Source organism: Stenotrophomonas sp. S49 (genome assembly GCF_016624905.1).
Classification (GTDB): Bacteria; Pseudomonadota; Gammaproteobacteria; order Xanthomonadales; family Xanthomonadaceae; genus Stenotrophomonas.
Map to the genome: position 1 here is coordinate 16,310 of NZ_JACVUD010000037.1, position 19,361 is coordinate 35,670.

General features: G+C 66.8%; 14 protein-coding genes and 1 tRNA gene. 9 read left to right on the plus strand and 6 right to left on the minus strand.

Translation table 11 applies throughout. The features are described from left to right. Positions 1–91: 91 nt before the first annotated feature. The 5 genes from nagA to IAE58_RS10105 are packed head-to-tail and all read right to left on the minus strand — an operon-like array spanning position 92 to position 5,463. Entirely contained in the window at positions 92–1,219 is a 1,128-nt protein-coding gene (nagA, locus tag IAE58_RS10085) for an N-acetylglucosamine-6-phosphate deacetylase (RefSeq protein ID WP_199933354.1), read from the minus strand. After that, positions 1,216–1,992: a DeoR family transcriptional regulator gene (locus tag IAE58_RS10090; protein ID WP_199933355.1), complete on the minus strand. Its 777-nt coding sequence runs from the start codon at positions 1,990–1,992 to the stop codon at positions 1,216–1,218. The genes nagA and IAE58_RS10090 overlap by 4 nt, the downstream gene beginning before the upstream one ends. A gap of 33 nt (positions 1,993–2,025) precedes the next feature. Continuing rightward, a complete protein-coding gene (locus tag IAE58_RS10095; protein ID WP_199933356.1) occupies positions 2,026–3,360 on the minus strand; it encodes a D-tagatose-bisphosphate aldolase, class II, non-catalytic subunit in 1,335 nt (444 codons plus the stop codon). 17 nt (positions 3,361–3,377) lie between these two features. After that, a complete protein-coding gene (locus IAE58_RS10100) occupies positions 3,378–4,316 on the minus strand; it encodes an ROK family protein (RefSeq protein WP_199933357.1) in 939 nt (312 codons plus the stop codon). Continuing rightward, positions 4,309–5,463 (minus strand): SIS domain-containing protein, encoded by a 1,155-nt coding sequence (locus IAE58_RS10105; protein ID WP_199933358.1) that lies wholly within the window; start codon positions 5,461–5,463, stop codon positions 4,309–4,311. The genes IAE58_RS10100 and IAE58_RS10105 overlap by 8 nt, the downstream gene beginning before the upstream one ends. 321 nt (positions 5,464–5,784) lie before the next feature. Between IAE58_RS10105 and IAE58_RS10110 the strand changes: the two genes are divergently transcribed. From IAE58_RS10110 to IAE58_RS10140, 7 genes are all read left to right on the plus strand, one after another. Then, positions 5,785–9,144, plus strand: coding sequence for a TIM-barrel domain-containing protein (locus IAE58_RS10110; RefSeq protein ID WP_199933359.1), 3,360 nt, complete (start codon positions 5,785–5,787; stop codon positions 9,142–9,144). Between the two features lie 131 nt (positions 9,145–9,275). Further along, positions 9,276–12,245, plus strand: coding sequence for a TonB-dependent receptor (locus IAE58_RS10115; protein WP_199933360.1), 2,970 nt, complete (start codon positions 9,276–9,278; stop codon positions 12,243–12,245). A gap of 63 nt (positions 12,246–12,308) precedes the next feature. Beyond that, positions 12,309–13,664: a Gfo/Idh/MocA family oxidoreductase gene (locus IAE58_RS10120; RefSeq protein WP_199933361.1), complete on the plus strand. Its 1,356-nt coding sequence runs from the start codon at positions 12,309–12,311 to the stop codon at positions 13,662–13,664. A gap of 186 nt (positions 13,665–13,850) precedes the next feature. Beyond that, positions 13,851–14,180: a hypothetical protein gene (locus IAE58_RS10125; RefSeq protein ID WP_199933362.1), complete on the plus strand. Its 330-nt coding sequence runs from the start codon at positions 13,851–13,853 to the stop codon at positions 14,178–14,180. Positions 14,181–14,690: 510 nt separating this feature from the next. After that, the gene (locus IAE58_RS10130; RefSeq protein ID WP_199933363.1) at positions 14,691–15,395 is read left to right on the plus strand and encodes a DKNYY domain-containing protein; all 705 of its coding nucleotides are present in this window, start codon (positions 14,691–14,693) and stop codon (positions 15,393–15,395) included. 174 nt (positions 15,396–15,569) lie between these two features. Beyond that, positions 15,570–15,839 (plus strand): hypothetical protein, encoded by a 270-nt coding sequence (locus IAE58_RS10135; protein ID WP_233614849.1) that lies wholly within the window; start codon positions 15,570–15,572, stop codon positions 15,837–15,839. A gap of 14 nt (positions 15,840–15,853) precedes the next feature. Then, positions 15,854–16,348 carry an adhesin gene (locus tag IAE58_RS10140; RefSeq protein WP_199933364.1) on the plus strand — a complete coding sequence of 165 codons (495 nt, stop codon included), beginning with the start codon at positions 15,854–15,856 and terminating at the stop codon, positions 16,346–16,348. Positions 16,349–16,434: 86 nt separating this feature from the next. Here IAE58_RS10140 and IAE58_RS10145 read toward each other — a convergent pair. After that, a tRNA-Arg gene (locus IAE58_RS10145) sits at positions 16,435–16,511 on the minus strand. A gap of 150 nt (positions 16,512–16,661) precedes the next feature. On the opposite strand from IAE58_RS10145, the gene ubiA reads away from it, so the two are divergent. Both ubiA and IAE58_RS10155 read left to right on the plus strand, forming a co-directional pair. Next, complete coding sequence (ubiA, locus tag IAE58_RS10150; RefSeq protein ID WP_199933365.1) at positions 16,662–17,555, plus strand: 4-hydroxybenzoate octaprenyltransferase; 894 nt, start codon at positions 16,662–16,664, stop codon at positions 17,553–17,555. Positions 17,556–17,761: 206 nt separating this feature from the next. Continuing rightward, a complete protein-coding gene (locus tag IAE58_RS10155) occupies positions 17,762–19,186 on the plus strand; it encodes a TIGR00366 family protein (RefSeq protein ID WP_199934499.1) in 1,425 nt (474 codons plus the stop codon). Positions 19,187–19,361: the final 175 nt, after the last annotated feature.

The following is a 19,361-nucleotide window of genomic DNA, read 5'->3' on the forward strand; positions in this document are numbered from 1 at the left end:
GAGCGCGCACGGCGGGGCAGAGCAGTCGAGCAAGCTCGACTCTACGAGAGGCGGTACGTCAGGCGTTTTCGGGTGTTACGAACGTGGTGCGTCAGGCTGGTGCAGCGTTCAGGTCAATCACGTGCCCACCCACCACCACCTGCTGCAGGCGCAGGCTGGCGTCGAGCACCACCAGGTCGGCCAGGGTGTCGGGCGCAATGCGGCCGCGATCGTGCAGGCCCAGGTAATCGGCCGGGAAGGTGGATACGCGCTGCGCGGCGTCGGCCAGGTCCAGGCCCACCTGCACCAGGTTGCGCAGGGCCTGGTCCATGGTCAGCGCGCTGCCGGCCAGCGAACCGCTGGCCAGGCGCACGCAGCCGCCGCACTTGTGTACGCGCTGTTCGCCCAGCGCGTACTCGCCATCGGGCATGCCGGTGGCAGCGGTCGCATCGGTCACCGCGTACAGGCGCGGAATCGCGCGCGCGGCCAGGCGGATCACGCCGGGGTGGATGTGCTGCAGATCAGGAATGATTTCCGCGTACTGCGCATGCGCCAGCGCGGCGGCCGCTATGCCGGGGCGGTAGTGGTCCACGCCGGTCATGCCATTGAACAGATGGGTGAACCCCGAGGCGCCGGCCTGCAATGCGGCCACGCCTTCTTCGTAGGTGCCGGCACTGTGGCCCAGCTGCACGCGGATGCCCATGGCGGCCAGCGCGGGAATCAGTGCGGTGTGCTCGCCGATTTCCGGTGCCAGCGTCATCACCCGGATCGGCGCGAGCGCATGCAGCTGCTGCACCAGCGCCAGCGTGGCCTCGAGGGTGCGGTTGGGCTGTGCGCCCAATCGCTGCGGACTGATGAAGGGCCCTTCCAGGTGCACTCCGGCAATGCGCGCGGCATCGGCCTGCGGCGCGGCCTGCGCCGCTGCGACGCCACGCAGGGCGTGTTCGATCTCGTCCAGCCCGGCGGTCATGGTGGTGGCCAGCAGGGTGGTGGTGCCGAACCGGGTATGGGTGCGGGCGATGGTGCGCGCCACGTCGCCGCCCTGCATCAGATCCACGCCCGCCGCACCGTGCACGTGCAGGTCGATGAAGCCGGGCAGGATCACCGGCAGCTGCAGATCATCCGCACCGCTGTGGTCATCCACCTGCAGCTGGCGCACATGTGAATCGAAGTGGACGTGGCCGCGTCGCCAGCCCAGCGGGGTCAGGATGCGGCCGTACAGGGAGCGTGTCGGGTTCATGGCGGTGTCTCGGCGATGATTACTTCGATGCCCAGCCGCTGCAGCCCCTCGCGGGTGGCCTCGTCGATGCCGGGGTCGGTGATGACGGCGTGGATCTGGTCCAGGCGGGCGATGCGGTGCAGGCTGACGCGACCGAATTTGGACGCATCGGTGAGCACCACGATGCGCCGCGCGCGTTCCACCATGCGGTGGTTGAGGCGCGCTTCGGCTTCGTCGTGGGTGGTCAGGCCGAACTGCAGGTCCAGGCCATCCACGCCCAGGAACAGGGTGTCGAAGCTGTAGGAGTTGAGGCTGGCCTCGGCCTGGCTGCCCTGCAGCGACAGCGACTGCTGGCGCAGCAGGCCGCCGGTCAGCAGCACGTTGATGCCCGGCGCGTTGGCCAGTTCCCAGGCAATGTTCAGACCGTTGGTCATCACCGTTACATCGCGGTGGCCGCGCAGGTGGCGGGCCAGGGTCATGGTGGTGGAGCCGGAGTCGATGATGATGTTGTCACCGCCCTGCACCAGCCGCGCGGCGCGCGCGCCGATCGATTCCTTCAGCGGCAGGTTCAGCGCATCCTTTTCATGGATGTCCTGTTCCTGTGGCGGCGTGCGCACCAGGGTGGCACCGCCGTGGGTGCGGTTGGCCAGGCCCTGCGCCTCGAAGTGGGTCAGGTCGGCGCGGATGGTCACCGCCGAAACGCCATAGCGCTCCACCAGATCAGCCACCTGCACGGTGCCGTGTTCGATCAGGCGCTGCATAATCTGTTGGCGACGGGAGCGGGTGTTGCGCATGGCCATCTCTCGGTTTCGTGTGAAAGGTAGAGATTAGCCGTTCGCAAGAACGCTGGCAGCAGAACTTGCGTTCTGCTTGCGGGTGCCGGCCTGGTTGCCGCTGCACGCCCGTGCGTACTCGCCCAGGCACTGGCCGACCCGGTGCTGCACCAGCGCGGCCGGCGTATTGGCCAGCGTGCCGTCACGCACCGCGCGGTACTGCTCGGGCAGGTACTGGCTGAGCAGCACCAGCGGCGGCGCGTGCTGTTCCAGGTTGGCAAACAGGGTCTGCACGGCCTGCACCAGCGCCGGTTCGCCCCAGTAGTAGCGGCAGCGGTCGCTGAAGGAGAACGCGCGCAGCAGGCGCAGCGCGGCCTCGTCACCCTGGTAGTAGGACTGCCAGTACTTCGGCTGCGCCACCATCACCGCGTCCAGCACCTGCGGCAGGCGCGAACACTGTGCGGCCGGCAGCAGCTCGGCCTCGATCGCGGCCAGTGCGAACAGCGCTTCGCGGTAGGCGAAGGTCGCCGCCGGGCCCACCTTGAGGATGGCGAAGTGATCGCGCACCAGTGCGTGCAGGCCGCTTTCGCGCTGGTAATCGGTGGAGTGTGCTTCGAAGACGATGCGCGGTTGCTGTTCCAGGAAGTCGGCCAGTGCGCTGGCCGCGGCCGGGTCGTATTCGTGCACGCTGCTGTGGTCGAAGTCCACGCCCGGCTGCACCACCATGGCGATCACCCGCTGCCAGGCATCGCGCAGCTGCGGCGTATCGAAGGCGTGCTGGTGGATGGCCAGGGTCTGCGCGGCGGCCGCCGGCGTGGTCACCTGCAGGCCTTCAGCCAGCGAGGCTTCGCCGCCGGGAATCGGCACTTCGGTACCGATCACGTAGACCGGTGGCGGCAGGCCGTGTTCGGCGGCGGTGCGTTCGGCAATCTCGGCCAGCTCGGCCGAACGCGCGGCGACGATGGCATCGGGCAGCGGCACCGGGTCGTCGGCGCAGGACATGCTGCAGTCGAGGTGGATCTTGTGGAAACCGGCGGCCACGTAGGCTTCGATCAGCACGCGTGCATGGGTCATGGCTTCGGCGGCGGGGCGCTTCTGCCAGGCATTGGGACCCAGGTGGTCACCGCCCAGGATCAAGCGCTCGCGCGGGAAGCCCTCGTCGTCGGCCAGTGCGCCCACGTAGTCGCGGTACTGCGGCGGCGTCATGCCGGTGTAGCCGCCGAACTGGTCCACTTGGTTGGAGGTGGCTTCGATCAGCAGCACCGTGCCATGCGCCAGGGCCACGTGCATGGCCGCACGCAGCACCTGTTCGTTGCTGCAGCAGACGCTGTACAGGCCAACGTTGGCACCGGCACGGTGGGAAGCAAGCAGGGTCTGCAGCGGGGACATGGTCAGGCTCCGGTCGATCAGGAAAGCGAGGGATGGCAGGCCAGCAGGGCGGCGCCGCGTGCGCCACCGGCATCGCCGAAGCGTGGCGGCACGATGGGCGGCACCTGCACGCCGTTGAACAGGTGTGCGGCGACGGCGGCGGGCAGCTGCTGGTACAGCGGCGCGTACTGCGACAGGCCGCCGCCGAGCACGATCACGTGCGGGTCCAGCGCCAGCACCAGCGCGGCCAGGCTGTGGCCCAGCAGGTCGCGGTGGATATCCAGCGCCTGCCGTGCACGCGCATCGCCTGCTTCGGCGTTGGCGATCACGGCGCTGGCATCGGCAGCGCTGCCGCCCAGGTGGCATTCGATCATCGCCAGGCCGCTGCCGGACACGTAGCGCTCCACGCAGCCCAGCAGGCCACAGGCGCACGCGATCAGCGGCAGGCCGTGGCGCTGCAGCAGGTGCCCCGGCACGCTCCAGTGGCCCCATTCGCCCGCCAGGCCGTTGAAGCCGGACAGCAGGCGACCGTGCAGGCAGAAGCCGCCGCCGGCCCCGGTGCCGAGAATCGCACCGAACATGCTGGGGTAGCCTTCGGCAGCGCCGCCGTGTGCTTCCGAAAGCGCGAAACACTGCAGGTCGTTGCCGAAATGCAGCGGGCGCTGCAGGCGCGCCTGCAGATCGGCGGCCACGGTCTGCCCGGTCAGTGCCGGCACGTTCGCACTCAGTTGCCGGCCACTGCGACGATCGCGCACGCCGGGCAGGGCAATGCCGATGGCCGCGGCGGGGCTGCCGAGCGCGGCATCGGCCTCGGCCACCAGGGCCACCACCGCCTGCAGGAAACCGGCGTAGTCGCCCTGCGGGGTGGCCACGCGGCGGCGCCAGCTGACCTGCAACGTCGTATCGCAGGCCACCAGTTCAATCTTGGTGCCGCCAATATCGATGCCGTAGCAGGCGTGGGCGATCAGCTCAGCCATGGTGGATGGTGACGCCCTGCACGACGCGGTTGACGGTGCCGTCGGGGAACGGGTTGTCCGGGGTCAGGCCCAGCGCGGCCGAACGCTGCAGCGCATAGAGCTGGGCAAAACCCAGCCACACCGGCGCCAGCCACGGATCATCCAGGGCAGGCACGCTGAGGGTGTAGTCATCATCGGCACCGATATCGGCATGCGGGCCGATGGCCAGCAGCTGCCCGGCCACGCCGTCGCGGCGCAGCTCTTCCAGCAGATCCTGTTCGTAGCGGCGGGCCAGCGCCTGGCCGCTGCGCAGCACCACCACCAGGGTCTGTGCATCCAGCGTCGACTTCGGGCCATGGCGGAAACCCAGCGGCGTGTTGGCCAGCGCCAGCACGCGGCCGGCGGTCAGCTCCAGCACCTTCAGCGCGCTTTCGCGGGCCAGTGCTTCCAACGGGCCACTGGCCAGGTAGATCACCCGGTTGAAGGGGCGCTGCGCCAGTGCCGCCACTGGCGCATCCCAGGCGGCCAGGCCTTCGCGGCCCAGCGCGGCAATCTGCTTCAGGCGCGCGACGCGGGAATCCCACGGCGCGCGGTCAAACACGGTCAGCGCGGCCAGCAGCATGCAGGTCAGGCTGCTGGTCATCGCAAACGCGCGGTCGCAGCTGGCCGAGGGCATCAGCAGGGTGCAGGTATCGGCACGACCGGCGCCACGCCGGGCCAGTTCGCCATCGGCATTGCAGGTGATGTCCAGGAAGCGCGCCTGCGTCACGTCGCTGCGCACGCGGTCCACCGCGGCCACGCTTTCCGGGCTGGAACCACTGCGCCCGAACGACACCAGCAGGGTGGGGCGGTCGCGCTGCAGGTACAGCGCCGGGTGGGTCAGCAGGCTGGTGGTGTGCACCACGCGCACCTCGGCCGGCCACTGCGCATTGATCGCATCGGCCACCATTTCGGCAATGAAGCCGGAGCTGCCGGCGCCGGTGAACAGCACGCGCTGGTTCGGATCGTTGAGGCTGTCGCCAAGGAAGGCCTGCAGGCGGTCGCGGGCACGCGACAGGTCCTGCGCCAGGGTTTCCCACAGCGCCGGCTGCTGGGCGATCTCGGCAGCGGTATCGGCTCCGCCAAGGCGCTGCCAGGCGGACACATCGGAAAGCAGGGTGACGTCCATTCAGAGGTTCCAGTTGGGCCAGCGCACCATCTGCGTTTTCTTTCGAAATGTCAAATATCGAAAGCAAAAGAAAAGAAAATGGCGTGGGGGGTTGCCCTGCCAGTATCTGGGATTCAGACGAAAGAAACCGCGGAATGCCGTATCGCACAATGCTTAATAGGGGCCTGCAAGCGCTTACACAAAGTGTTGCGGTGCATCATCTTTCGTTTCGTGGAAAAAAATCTTCCTTTTTGCTTTCAATTTATTGACATCTTTCGAATCGCTGCCCTAGAGTCGGCCCAACCGCTTTCGAAACGCCCGGTGAACGGGTTGGGAGTCTGTGTGGAGAACTGCGTTCGTCGCTCGCCGCTGCTGCTGGCGCTGCTGCCGGCCTTGATGCTGGCAGCGACATCGGCTCGCGCCGAACCCGTGGGCAACCTGCGTTCGATCACCGCCAGCGACAGCCGCGACGGGCTGCGCGCGTGGGACCTGCAGACCGACAACGGCACCCGCCTGCGCATTGAACTGCCGGCCGCCGACATCATCCGCGTGCACGCCGGCCGCAAGGGCACGCTCACCGGCGCCGGCGACAAGGCCGCGCCGATCGTGCTGCCGCAGCCCAAGGCGAACGTGCAGGCGCAGCTGGAAGAGGACGCGCAGGAAATCCGCGTGCGCACCGACGCACTGGTACTGCATGTGCAGCGCCAGCCGCTGCGCCTGCGCCTGGAACGCCTGGACAATGGCCAGCCCACCGCGCTGTGGAAGGAACTGCAGCCGCTGGACCTGGATGCCACGCAGAGCGTGCAGGTGCTGTCTTCGCAGGCCGATGAAGGCTATTACGGTGGCGGCCAGCAGAACGGCCGCTACCAGTTCAAGGGCCGCGAACTGGAGGTGTCCTATTCCGGCGGCTGGGAAGAGGGCGACCGCCCCAGCCCGGCGCCGATGCTGCTCAGCAGCCGTGGTTGGGGCATGCTGCGCAACACCTGGAGCGATGGCAGCTACGATCTGCGCCAGGCCGACCAGGCCACCCTGCTGCATCGCGAAGACCGCTTCGACGCCTATTACTTCGTCGGCGCCGACTTGCCGAAGCTGATCGAACGCTACACCCAGCTGACCGGCCGCCCGAACATGGTCGCGCGCTGGGCGCTCTCCTACGGCGATGCCGACTGCTACAACGACGCCGACAACAGCAAAAAGCCCGGCACCGTGCCCGAAGGCTGGAGCGATGGCCCGACCGGCACCACGCCGGATGTGATCGACAGCGTGGCCAAGCAGTACCGCGACCATGACATGCCCGGCGGCTGGATCCTGCCCAACGATGGCTACGGCTGTGGCTACCAGAAGCTGCCGGAGACCGTGCAGGGGCTGGCGAAATATGGCTTCCGTACCGGTCTGTGGACCGAGAACGGCGTGGACAAGATTGCATGGGAAGTGGGCAAGGCCGGCAGCCGCGTGCAGAAGCTGGACGTGGCCTGGACCGGCAAGGGCTATCAGTTCGCGATGGACGCCAACCGCCAGGCGTTCAACGGCATCCTCGACAATTCCGATTCGCGCCCGTTCCTGTGGACGGTGATGGGTTGGGCCGGCATCCAGCGTTATGCGGTGGCCTGGACCGGCGACCAGAGCAGCAGTTGGGACTACATCCGCTGGCACGTGCCGACCCTGGTGGGGTCGGGCCTGTCTGGCATGGCCTACGCCAGCGGCGACGTGGATGCGATCTTCGGTGGCAGCGCCGAAACCTTCACCCGCGACCTGCAGTGGAAAGCATTCACCCCGGTGCTGATGGGCATGAGCGGCTGGTCGTCGAACGCGCGCAAGCACCCGTGGTGGTATGACGAGCCCTACCGCAGCATCAACCGCGACTACCTGAAGCTGAAAATGCGCCTGACCCCGTACATGTACGGGCTGGCGCACGAAGCCGCACAGACCGGCGCGCCGCCGGTACGCGGCCTGATGTGGGACAACCCGCGCGATCCGCACGCGCAGGATGAAACCTACAAATACCAGTTCCTGCTCGGCCGCGATCTGCTGGTGGCGCCGGTGTACCGCAGCCAGGCGGCCAGCCGTGGCTGGCGCCGCGACATCCACCTGCCGGCCGGCGGCTGGATCGACTACTGGGATGGCCGCCGCGTGCAGGCCGGTGCCGAGGGTCGCCAGCTCGACCGCCAGGTGGATCTGGCCACGCTGCCGGTGTTCGTGCGTGCCGGCGCGATCCTGCCGATGTACCCGTCCATGCTGTTCGACGGCGAAAAGCCGCTCGATGAAGTGACCTTCGACCTGTATCCGCAGGGCGATGCGCAGTACACGCTGTATGAAGACGACGGCAACACCCGCCGTTACCAGCAGGGTGAATCGAGCACGCAGGTGGTGCGCGTGCAGGCACCGGCGCAGGGCAGTGGCCCGGTGCAGGTGCAGATCGATGCGGTGCAGGGCCAGTACAACGGCCAGCTGGCACAGCGCCGCTACGGCCTGCGCGTGCTCAGCCGGCAGGCGCCGCGCGCGGTGCAGGCCGCTGGCCGCACGCTGCCGGCGCTGGCCGATGCGGCTGCGTTCAAGGGTGCAGCCGAGGGTTGGTACTTCGATGCCAGCGAGCGCCGTGGCACCCTGCACGTGCGCACCGCCGCGCAGGACATCCGCCAGCCGCTGCAGCTGCAGCTGGACTTCGCCGTCGCCGCCGCGGCCGCCGACGATGTCTTCCCGGCCGCGCCGGTGCTGGGCCGCGAACTGCCGGCCGACAGCCTGCTGGTAGTCAACCGTCCGGCCGAAGAACCCGGCCATGCACTGGAAAATGCCTTCGATGATGATCCGGGCACCTGGTTCCGCAGCGTGCGCAACCAGGCCGTGCGCACCGGTGCCCACGAATGGGTGATCGGCTTCGGCGAGCGGAAGATGATCGATGGCATCGATATCGCGCCGCGCAACGACAAGAACTGGAAGCACGGCCAGGTCCGCGACTACGAGGTCTACCTGGGCGACAGCAACGGCGAGTGGGGTGAGCCGATTGCCCGTGGCCGCCTGCAGCTGAAGGAAGGCGTGCAGCGCATCGACTTTCCCGCCCACGCCGGCCGCCTGCTGCGCTTCCGCGTGCTGAGCGTGCAGAACCCGGAAGGCGACGGCGCCAGCAGCACCGATCCGATGGTCACCGCCGCACAGGGCAGCGCCCGCGCCTTCGATGCATTGCAGCCGCGCGATGTGGGCCCGATCGCCCTGTCCACCTTCCACATTCTTGAACACCCGACACCAGAACGGCCGGCCCAGCAGCGCTTTCTCTCGGAGCTGCCGGTGCCGGCCGCGCTGGCCAGCCAGGTGCGCGCCGACCAGTCCTTCCGTGGCGACGCCGGCCTGCGCATGAACGGCCTGCAGTTCCGCCGCGGCCTGGGCGTGGGTGGCAACAGCCGCATCGACCTGCGCCTGCAGGGCGGCTGGAACCTGCTGCGCGCCGATCTCGGCATCGACGATGCCTGCCGCAGCGCCGGTGGCCTGCAGTTCCAGGTCTGGGGTGACAACCACCTGCTGTATGACAGCGGCCTGGTGAAGGCGCCCGGCGTGGTCAAGCCGGAACTGGATATCCGTGGTCTTTCCACCCTGAGCCTGCGCACGCTGGGTGCGCAGGGCAGCCAACCCACCCAGGTCTGTGCGAACTGGGCCAACGCCGTGCTGATCGGCCAGGAGGGCGACTCCGCCAGCATCGTCGCCCCATGACCCCCACGTAACACCGCTCCTCCCCCGCCCATTCCGACTACGGCTTCCGAGCCGTGGCCCGGGAGCGTTTTGCCCGCCAATCGCTTTCGCGCCGCCCACCCGCCGCGCACCCCTGCCAGGAGAGAACCCCGATGTTGCCCGCCCGCCATGCTCGTCCGCCCTGTCGTTCGCTCGCCCCGTTGTCGCTGGCCATTGCCGGCGTGCTGCTCGCCCTGCCTGCTGCCGCCCAGGACAGCAAAGACGCCGCCACGGACCTGGCCCGCATCGAAGTCACCGGCTCCAACATCCGCCGCACCGACGTGGAAACCGCCTCGCCGGTGCAGGTGATCAGCAAGCAGGACATCCAGAATATGGGCGCGCGCACCCTGCTGCAGGTGCTGGACAACCTGCCCGCCGCACGCCCGGCGCAGCAGGATTCGCGCTCGCTGTTCACCGGCTCCGATGGCGCATCGCAGGCGAACCTGCGTGGCCTGGGCGCGCAGGGCACGCTGGTACTGCTGAACGGCCGCCGCCTGTCGTACTACGGCGCGCCGGCAGGCTTCCAGACCCAGTTCGTCAACATCGACGCCATTCCCGCCGCCGCCATCGAACGCATGGAAGTGCTGACCGACGGCGCCTCGGCGGTGTACGGCACCGACGCGGTAGCCGGCGTCATCAACGTGATCACCAAGCGCAACTTCCAGGGCGCGGAAATCACCTTCAGCAACGACACCTCCTCGCGCATCGATTCCTACGGCGAACGCCAGGCCAGCATCACCGCCGGCTTCGGCGACCTGACCGAAAACCGCTTCAACGTGTACGGCGCGGTAAACATGTACCGCCGCGATGCGATTCCGCTGGCCGATTTCTACGACAAGCGGCCGGACCAGTTCTACGTCAACAATCCCAACTACCTGACCAACCTGCGCCTGGGCGTGGGCAGCAAGCCGGGTCAGTTCAACCCGGGTACCTATTTCGCCTTCGATCCGGTGACCGGCCGCCGCGTGCAGGAAGCTGCACCGGGCTGCCAGAACGTGCTGCAGGGGCAGGCAGCGGGCCCCAGCTGCGTCTGGGAAACCTGGATGAACAACGAGATCGATGCCGGCGCCAAATCCGAGCGCAACACCGCCTACCTCAACGGCACCTTCCTGGTCGGCGACAACACCGAAATCTTCGCCGAAGCCACGTACACCGATATCGACCTGCGCGCCAACGGTGGCACCCCGCGCACCTACGGCACCACCACCGGCAACCCCAGCAGCTGGTTCTCGCGCGATACCGGCACCACGGTGAACCAGTTCCTGTACCCCTACCTGGGCCCGAACAATGAGTACAACCACGCCAGCCCGGAACTGAAGGCGCTGATGGGCGGCGTGGTGGGTCTGAACTACCTGCTGCAGGACGCCGGCCCGAACTACTTCGGCCAGCGCAACACCGACCAGAGCTACCGCGTGCTGACCGGCGCGCGTGGCAACGTGGGCGACTGGAACTGGGAAACCGCGTTCGCCACCGCCGGTACGCATTCGGTCACCTACCAGACCATCAACGTGAACCTGAAGGGCTTCGAGAAAGCCTTCGGCCCGTATTCGGTGGACCCGGGCACCGGCCGGGTGATCATTTCCGATCACCCTGCCTACAAGTTCGGTGAAATCAGCGAGGCCAACGCGGCGCTCATCCGCGAAGCCTTCCCGACCTTCGACATTCAGTCGTGGACGCGACTGCACACCCTGGACGGCAAGATCGAAGGCCCGCTGGCGCAGCTGCCGGCCGGTGAAATGCGCGCGGCGTTCGGCTTCAACGCCAGCCGCGAAACCTTCTACACCCCCGGCAACCCGGATGCCGCTGCGGGCCTGATCACCCAGCAGGGCGGCTCGTGGTTCGATGGCGCGCGCAACACGTATGCGCTGTTCGCCGAAACGGTGGCGCCGATCACCGACAAGTTGGAACTGGACGCCGCGCTGCGCGTGGACAAGTACCCGAACTTCAAGGCCAACGTGGCGCCGAAGATCGGCTTCAAGTACCAGGCGTTCGACCAGCTGATGCTGCGCGGTACCTATTCCACCGGCTTCCGCGCACCCAGCCTGGCCGAATCGGGCAGCGGCGGCGTGTTCGCCCAGCTGGGCGGCTACCGTGACGACGTGCGTTGCGACGAAACCAACGCAATCGCCAACCTGCTGCTGAAATCGCAGCGCCCCGGCGATGTCGACCTGGGCAAGGGCCTGCTGAATGTGGATTGCAGCCGCACCGTGGCCCGCATGACCCAGCCCAACCAGGACCTGAAGCCGGAAAAGGCGAAGATCGCCACCCTGGGCTTCGTCTACGAGCCGGCCAGCTGGCTGTCGGTGTCGGCCGACTACTGGTTCATCTACCGCGACAACGAAATCGTCGCGCCGGATTTCACCAAGGACACCGACATCATCGCCTCCACCCGCTCGCCGATCACCGACGCCGACCGTGCCAACGTGGCCCAGCTGGCCGCGATGTGTGCCGACCCGGCCAGCGGCGTGGCCTGCCCCGGCGTGCTGCCCGGCTACAGCGTGGGCAACGTGGCCAGCGTGGTGGGCCAGTACAAGAACCGCGGCAAGACCCTGGTCGACGGCTTCGACGTGGATGCGCGCAGCCGCTTCTCGCTGGGTGAATGGGGCGGGCTGAACATCGGCCTGGCCGCGACCATCGCCAACCGCAACCGCTACTACATGGATGAAGAGAGCGGCTGGTACTACGGCGATGTGGTGGGCTACTACAACAACCCGCGCCTGCGTGCCACGCTCAATGCCGACTGGACCTACAAGCAGGTGACCACCAGCATGTTCGTGAACTACGTGGGCGGCACCAAGTGGGCACGCGACCGGGTGGACGAAGTGGACAACAATGCGCAGACCTGCACCGCCGGCTTCCTCGCCCTGGAAAAGAGCAAGTGTGACGGCGCACCGTCGTGGTGGACCGCCAACCTGAGCGTGACCTGGCGCCCGGACGATGCCTGGAACCTCAGCTTCACCGTCAAGAACCTGTTCGACCGCCTGCCGTTCTACGACCCGAACAGCTTCCTGGGCGATTCCAGCGATTACGCCACCATCTTCGGCCGCGGCTACAGTGTCACCGTGGGCTACAAGTTCCAGTAAACCGATCGTGTGACCCGGCGCGCCGGCTGCGGCTGGCGCGCCTTCAAGAGGAGAGTAAGAGCCATGCAACGTAGGGAATTCATTGCGGCCGGTGCCGCCATCGCCGCCAGCAGCCTGCTGCCGCAGACCCCCGCCTGGGCACGCGGGCGCAAGGCGCGCCTGGCCCTGATCGGCACCGGCATGCGTGGCCTGGTGCTGCTGAAAGAGCTGGTGCGCCGCGATGATGTGGAGGTCGTCGCCTTGTGCGACATCGAACCGATCATGCTGGGCCGCGCCATGGACATGGTGGCCAAGGCCGGCAAGCCCGCGGCGAAGACCTACGGCCAGGACCGCGACAGCAACGCGTGGAAGCGCCTGCTGGAACAGAAGGGCATCGACGGGGTGATCATCGCCACGCCCTGGGAATACCACGCGCCGATGGCGATTGCAGCCATGCAGGCCGGCGTGGCCGTGGGCTGCGAAGTGGTGGCCGGCATCACCCTGCAGGACCACTGGGATGTGCTGAAGACCCAGCTGAGCACCGGCACCCCGTACATGCTGCTGGAAAACGTCTGCTACCGCCGCGACGTGATGGCCGCGCTGCAGATGGTGCGGCAGGGCCTGTTCGGCGAACTGGTGCACCTGCAGGCCGGCTACCAGCACGACCTGCGCGGGGTGAAGTTCAATTCCGGCGACCCCAACCAGCCCTACGACAGCGGCGTGGAGTTCGGCCCCAAGGGCTGGAGCGAAGCGCGCTGGCGCACCGAGCATTCGGTGCAGCGCAATGGCGAGCTGTACCCCAGCCACGGCATCGGCCCGTGCGCCATGTACACCGGCATCAACCGCGGCAACCGCTTCACCCACATCAACGCGTTCGCGACCAAGGCTCGTGGCCTGCACGACTACACCGTGGCCAAGAGTGGTGGAACCACCCATCCCAGCACGAAGGTGAAATTCAAGCTGGGTGACATCGTAACCACCACGCTGGCCTGCGAGAACGGCGAGACCATCATCCTGCAGCACGATACCTCGCTGCCGCGCCCGTACTCGATGGGCTTCCGCGTGCAGGGCACCAAGGGCCTGTGGATGGACGTGAACCATTCGATCCACATCGAAGGCCGCAGCCCGCCGCACCAGTGGGAAGAGTTCAAGACCTACCAGGACCAGTACGAACACCCGCTGTGGAAGCAGAACGCCGACACTGCCGCCAGCGCCGGCCATGGCGGCATGGACTGGTTCGTCATCCACGCCTTCGTGGAAGCGCTGAAGGCCAAGGCACCGATGCCGATCGACATCTATGACGCGGTGACCTGGAGTGCCATCACCCCGCTGAGCGAGCAGTCCATCGCCAACGGCTTCCAGACCCTGGAATTCCCCGACTTCACCGCCGGCACCTGGAAGCAGCGCAAGCCGATCTTCGCCTTCGACGGCACCTACTGACCGGTACACCAACGGCCACGTCGGGCCACGCCCGGCGTGCGCTTGGTCTTCCGTAGAGTCGAGCTTGCTCGACTGCTCTGCAGGTAGCGCTGGGCCATGCCCGGCGTTGCTGCCGGCGCCTGCGCTACTTTGCACGCAGAAGTTCGGGCAGCCGAGCCAGCAATCCGCAGGAAACGGAGGAACGTCATGGAAGACACAGTGGTGGAACTGCAGGCCGAGAGCGTGGTGTTCTTCTCCCCACGCGACGAGGCGCATTTCTTTGCGTGGTTGGATCAGATGGCATGCGTCGTTGAAGTGGTGGGACGGCGCCACATCATCTACATCAAGGTCGACCGGCGCCGGGTCGACGCTGACGCGCTGCGTGACGTCCTTGCCTTCTTCCAACGCTATCGTATTGCGATGGCGCAGCTCAGGGCGTTCGATTCGGAAGCGTTCTCGTCCTGGTTCCGCCGCAGCGATACCTACTGGTACCGCCGCGTATTTGGTCCCCGTGCTGGCCAGGGCGTCGGGACGTGATACCTAACGCCAGGGTAGCCAGCACTGTAGTACGGGCGGTGGCATTGTCCGCGTTACTCGCCGCAACGCTTTGTGGCTGCACGTACCGCTCTGAGCATTACGATAGCGTTGAAGAAGCCAGAGCCAATAATTTATTTGAGAAAGGCTGGTTACCTGATGTACTGCCAGCGTCCACGCATGACCTGAACGTGGTCACTGCTGTAGAGACATCATCGGGGTATGGACGATTTCGTCTTGATCCAAAGGACTACCGTGCCTTCTAAGCGAGCTTGTCGGCGGCAGAGGGTTTGATGCCAGACAGTGATCGCGACAGGAGATCGGTTGGGAATCTGTTGGCCGAAGGCTACGAGGCCTGGCGCTACGCATCCGTTTCGACCCGGTGGCTGTTCCTCTGCAACGCGAACGGTGCAGTGTGCGAGTTCTTTGTCTGGCAATGAATGCGGCAGAGCCTGTAACCAATCCCCCTGACACTACACTTGACCACTCCCTGGCGCAGGACCCCTTACCCCCATGGCATGGCAGAAGATCAGTGACCTTCCTGACCAACGATTCGTAGGCCCCTACGGCATCGAATACTGGCGAATCCACGAAGGCAAGGTCTTCCACCAGGGGCGCTTGCTGCGCAAGGCCGATGCGGCCACCTTCGAGTTCATTCCCGCCCACTACTTCATCGCGCGCGACGCGCATGCCGTCTACCACGCCTGGACCCGGCTACCCGCCATCGACCGCGACAGTTTCCGCCAGTGCGGCGATTACTGGCTGGACAGCCGCCAAGTGTACTTCGAGTACGAGACGTCGCTGAAAGCGCTGGCCGACGCCGACTGCGCCACCTTCCGCAGTCTGGGCGGTGTCTACGGCGCCGATGACAACGGCGCCTGGTACGGCGGCCGGCGCATGAAGCACTGCCTGCGCGGCGACCTGCTGCAGATTTCACCGCTAGACCCGCTGTTCGCACTGGACGACACCCATGTCTACTGCGATGGAAAGCCGCTGCCCGGCGTGGATCGCACGCGCTGGCGACTACTGAACGATGGGTTCTCCCGCGACGACAGCCGTATCTACTACCTGGAACGGAAACTGCCGCGCGTGGATGCGGCATCGTGGCGGCCATTGCAGGGAAGTTGGTCGCGCGACCACCAGCACCTGTTCCATATGTTCATGATCGAGACCGACCCGGCGCTGCGTGCGCAGCATGGTTTCGGCCAGGGTGAGTGAATCCATCGGACATCCTGCATCAGGGGCGTGGATCCGATGCGTCTACTGACATTCACCTGCCCACTCTGCGGCGCACCAAGGCAACGCTTCCCCGTGCGTTCTGCATGGGCACGGCAGGCGAAGTCGGCTTGCCGTGGCTGGGGCATTGTCGTGCGGTCGGATCCCCGATTGGGCATGTACTCCCTCTATTTGCTGTACACGCAGATCATCGCCGTGCTGGCGGCGCTCCCATTGATATGGGCTTATGTCACAGGTGAATGGGTATGGCTTGCCGTGATCTGGCTGGTGATACTGGTGCTGTGCGGGCTTCCGGGGGCGATCAGGCACGCGCGCAGCCCGATCGTCCGTGCTGAACTGGATCCCAATCGCAGCTACGCGCGCCGGCCGGGCAAGGTAGCCGGGGACGACGCCGCGGAATCCAACCACGACGGGAGCACGCCGTGAAGCAACTCCAGCCCATGATCCGGAAGATCGCCATCTTCCTCGTCGCAGGCCTTGCTGCATGCGCATCGCACCCAACCGCTCCCGTGCAGTGCCCGCAGGTCACCATCACCTACGTCGGTAGCACCGCTGCAACGGGCTCGATCCAGGGGCGCTTCCAGATCACCCAGCGTGGTGATGCCCCGCTTCGATTGCCGTTGTTCAGCGCCGACCGCGAGGTGCATGGAAACGCGGCGACGATCTGGGTGCGTGATGCAATTGAGCCTCAGTGGCATATCTTCAATACGAACCTGGATGAGTACATGCCATCCACGGCGCGCTTGGTCGTGGCGCCCGGCGAGGTGGAGTGGTTCCTGTACGCCGGCGAGGGCGCCTTCCAACCGGGCGTGATGCGCGACGGCCAAACGTTCTCCATCGTGGTACGCGACCTGCAGGGGTGCATGCATCGTTCGCTGCCGTTCGTACCCGGCGTTTCCCAGTCTGGCGTGGACGCAGGCGTGCGCAGCGACTGATGCGCCGGGCGGGCACTTCTACGTGGAATCCAGGAGGTCTTCTGCCGGCTGGCGGCGTCAGGCGAAGCTGACCAAGGCAGGAAAAATGGCGCGCCCGGAGGGATTCGAACCCCCGACCAATGGCTTCGGAAGCCACTACTCTATCCGGCTGAGCTACGGGCGCGTTGTACAACCGCCACACCGTCGGCCAGTGCCGGGGTGGGCATCGCAGCGCCATGAAGACGGTGCGGGAGGGGCATTCTATCCAGTTTCGCCGCACAAATCTCCCCCCGCCTGCAAAGTAGGCCGCAGGGCACAGGAGTATCCTAGTGCGATGGCTGATACCCCCCTTTCCGCGCCGCATTCGGCGCCGACGCCGCGCTGGCGTCATTACTGGTCCCTGATGCGCGCTGATCGCCCGATCGGCACGCTGCTGCTGCTGTGGCCCACCTGGTGGGCGTTGTGGCTGGCCGCTGGCGGCCTGCCGCCGCTGTGGACCCTGTTCGTGTTCACCGCCGGCGTGTGGCTGACCCGCTCGGCCGGGTGTGTCATCAACGACTACGCCGACCGCTGGCTCGACCCGCACGTGGAACGCACCAAGGCCCGTCCGCTGGCCACCGGGGCGATCAGCGGCCGCGCGGCGCTGGTGCTGTTCGCGGTGCTGATGCTGGTGGCGTTCGCGCTGGTGCTGACCCTGAACGGCCTGACCATCGGCCTGAGTTTCATCGGCGTGTTCCTGGCCGCCAGCTACCCCTACCTGAAGCGTTACACCCATCTGCCGCAGGTGTACCTGGGCATGTCCTTCGGCTGGGGCATTCCCATGGCCTTCGCCGCCGTGCAGGGCGAAGTGCCCACGCTGGCGTGGCTGCTGTATGCCGGCAACATCCTGTGGTCCACCGCCTACGACACCTGGTACGCCATGGTCGACCGCGAGGACGACCTGAAAATGGGCTCGCATTCCACCGCGATCCTGTTCGGAGAGCTGGACCTGGTCATCCAGGGCGTGCTGTACGCGCTGTTCCTGGCCACGATGGCGCTGGTGGGCGTGCGCGGCGGGCTGGGCGGGTACTACCTGGCCGGCGTGGCGCTGGCCGCCGTACTGGTGGCGTATGAATTCTGGATCTGCCGCAACCGCGAGCGCGGGCCGTGCTTCAAGGCCTTCCTGCACAACAACTGGGTGGGCGCGGCCTTGTTTGCGGGTATCGCCGCCGATCTGGCGCTGCGCTGATGCCGCCCGCCGGGCGTGGCCCGGCGCTACCGGTACGGGTTTGCGCGGATGGGCCCGGCGCCAGCGTTCGTAGAGTCGAGCTTGCTCGACTGCTCTTCGCGGCCAACCCAGGGCAGTCGAGCAAGCTCGACTCTACGACCAATAGGTGGCTGACAGCCCGCACCCCACCGCCCAGAATCGGGCCATCGAACCTGGGAAGGTAGGCGATGGCCTCGACGGCAGCAGTACAGGACGGCTGGATGGCGCGCGCAGCGCTGCGTTCGGCCGCCTGGGCGGAAAAGTGGTTCCCCGATGCGTACGTGTTCGCGGTGCTGGGCGTGGTCATCGTCGCGCTGGCGGCGCTGGGCTTCGGCTCGACCCCGCAGGCCACCGCCAGCGCCTTTGGCGATGGCTTCTGGAGCCTGATCCCCTTCACCATGCAGATGGCCTTCGTGGTCATCGGCGGCTATGCGGTGGCCACCGCGCCGATCGTCGCCCGCTTCATCGACTTCCTGGCCCGGGTGCCGCGCACCGGCCGTGGCGCGGTGGTGTACGTGGGCCTGGTCAGCATGCTGGCCTCGCTGCTCAGCTGGGGCTTCTCGCTGGTGTTCGGCGGTCTGCTGGTGCGTGCGCTGGCCCGCCGCAGCGAACTGCGCATGGATTACCGCGCCGCAGGTGCGTCGGCCTACCTGGGCCTGGGCGCGGTGTGGGCGATGGGCCTCAGCTCATCGGCGGCGCAGCTGCAGGCCAACCCGGCCAGCATGCCGCCGGGGCTGGTGGAAATCACCGGCGTGCTGCCGTTCACCGAAACCATCTTCCTGTGGCAGTCGATCGCGCTGACGGCGGTGCTCATCCTGGTTTCGCTGCTGATCGCCTGGCTGACCGCACCGGCTGCCGGCAGCGCACGCACCGCCGAAGATTTCCCCGGTGCCGCGCATGCCGAGCCGGAGCCGCTGCAGAAGCGCACCCGCCCCGGTGAATGGCTGGAATACAGCCCGCTGCTGACCGTGCTGCTTTCGCTGCTGGCCTTCGGCTGGCTGTTCAACGAATTCGCCAGCAAGCCGGTGGTCAGCGCCATTGCCAACCTCAACACCTACAACTTCCTGTTCATTTCGCTGGGCCTGCTGCTGCACTGGCGGCCGCGCAGCTTCCTCAACGCGGTGGCCAAGGCGGTGCCCAGCACCACCGGCGTGCTGATCCAGTTCCCGCTGTACGGCGGCATCGCGATGATCCTCACCCATGCCGCCGGCGGTGATGGGCAGACGCTGGCGCATCGCCTGTCCAGCCTGTTCGTGCACGTGGCCAGCACCGATACCTTCGCCCTGGTGATGGGCGTGTACTCGGCCGTGCTGGGCTTCTTCGTGCCTTCCGGTGGCGGCAAGTGGATCATCGAGGCGCCGTATGTCATGCAGGCGGCCAACGAACTGAAGGCACACCTGGGCTGGGCGGTGCAGGTCTACAACGCCGCCGAAGCGCTGCCGAACCTGATCAACCCGTTCTGGATGCTGCCGCTGCTGGGCGTGCTGGGCCTGAAGGCGCGCGATATCGTGGGCTTCACCTTCATCCAGCTGCTGGTGCACATCCCGCTGGTGCTGGGCCTGCTGTGGGTGCTGGGCATGACCCTGACCTACGTGCCGCCAGTGATGCCGTAGCGCGCCCGGGGGCAGATCCCTGCCGCAGGCGGGGCTCTGACCCCAAAAACCCTCCGTAGAGTCGAGCTTGCTCGACTGCTTTACGATCCTGCCCTTGTAGAGTCGAACGTGCTCGACTGCTTTGCGATCCTGCCCTTGTAGAGTCGAACGTGCTCGACTGCTTTGCGATCCTGCC

What these genes read in the sequence shown, in the direction of transcription:
- nagA (WP_199933354.1), bottom strand. Translation starts at nt 1,219, where the DNA reads ATGAACCCGACACGCTCCCTGTACGGCCGCATCCTGACCCCGCTGGGC.
- IAE58_RS10090 (WP_199933355.1), bottom strand. Translation starts at nt 1,992, where the DNA reads ATGCGCAACACCCGCTCCCGTCGCCAACAGATTATGCAGCGCCTGATC.
- IAE58_RS10095 (WP_199933356.1), bottom strand. Translation starts at nt 3,360, where the DNA reads ATGTCCCCGCTGCAGACCCTGCTTGCTTCCCACCGTGCCGGTGCCAAC.
- IAE58_RS10100 (WP_199933357.1), bottom strand. Translation starts at nt 4,316, where the DNA reads ATGGCTGAGCTGATCGCCCACGCCTGCTACGGCATCGATATTGGCGGC.
- IAE58_RS10105 (WP_199933358.1), bottom strand. Translation starts at nt 5,463, where the DNA reads ATGGACGTCACCCTGCTTTCCGATGTGTCCGCCTGGCAGCGCCTTGGC.
- IAE58_RS10115 (WP_199933360.1), top strand. Translation starts at nt 9,276, where the DNA reads ATGTTGCCCGCCCGCCATGCTCGTCCGCCCTGTCGTTCGCTCGCCCCG.
- IAE58_RS10120 (WP_199933361.1), top strand. Translation starts at nt 12,309, where the DNA reads ATGCAACGTAGGGAATTCATTGCGGCCGGTGCCGCCATCGCCGCCAGC.
- IAE58_RS10125 (WP_199933362.1), top strand. Translation starts at nt 13,851, where the DNA reads ATGGAAGACACAGTGGTGGAACTGCAGGCCGAGAGCGTGGTGTTCTTC.
- IAE58_RS10130 (WP_199933363.1), top strand. Translation starts at nt 14,691, where the DNA reads ATGGCATGGCAGAAGATCAGTGACCTTCCTGACCAACGATTCGTAGGC.
- IAE58_RS10135 (WP_233614849.1), top strand. Translation starts at nt 15,570, where the DNA reads ATGTACTCCCTCTATTTGCTGTACACGCAGATCATCGCCGTGCTGGCG.
- IAE58_RS10140 (WP_199933364.1), top strand. Translation starts at nt 15,854, where the DNA reads ATGATCCGGAAGATCGCCATCTTCCTCGTCGCAGGCCTTGCTGCATGC.
- ubiA (WP_199933365.1), top strand. Translation starts at nt 16,662, where the DNA reads ATGGCTGATACCCCCCTTTCCGCGCCGCATTCGGCGCCGACGCCGCGC.
- IAE58_RS10155 (WP_199934499.1), top strand. Translation starts at nt 17,762, where the DNA reads ATGGCCTCGACGGCAGCAGTACAGGACGGCTGGATGGCGCGCGCAGCG.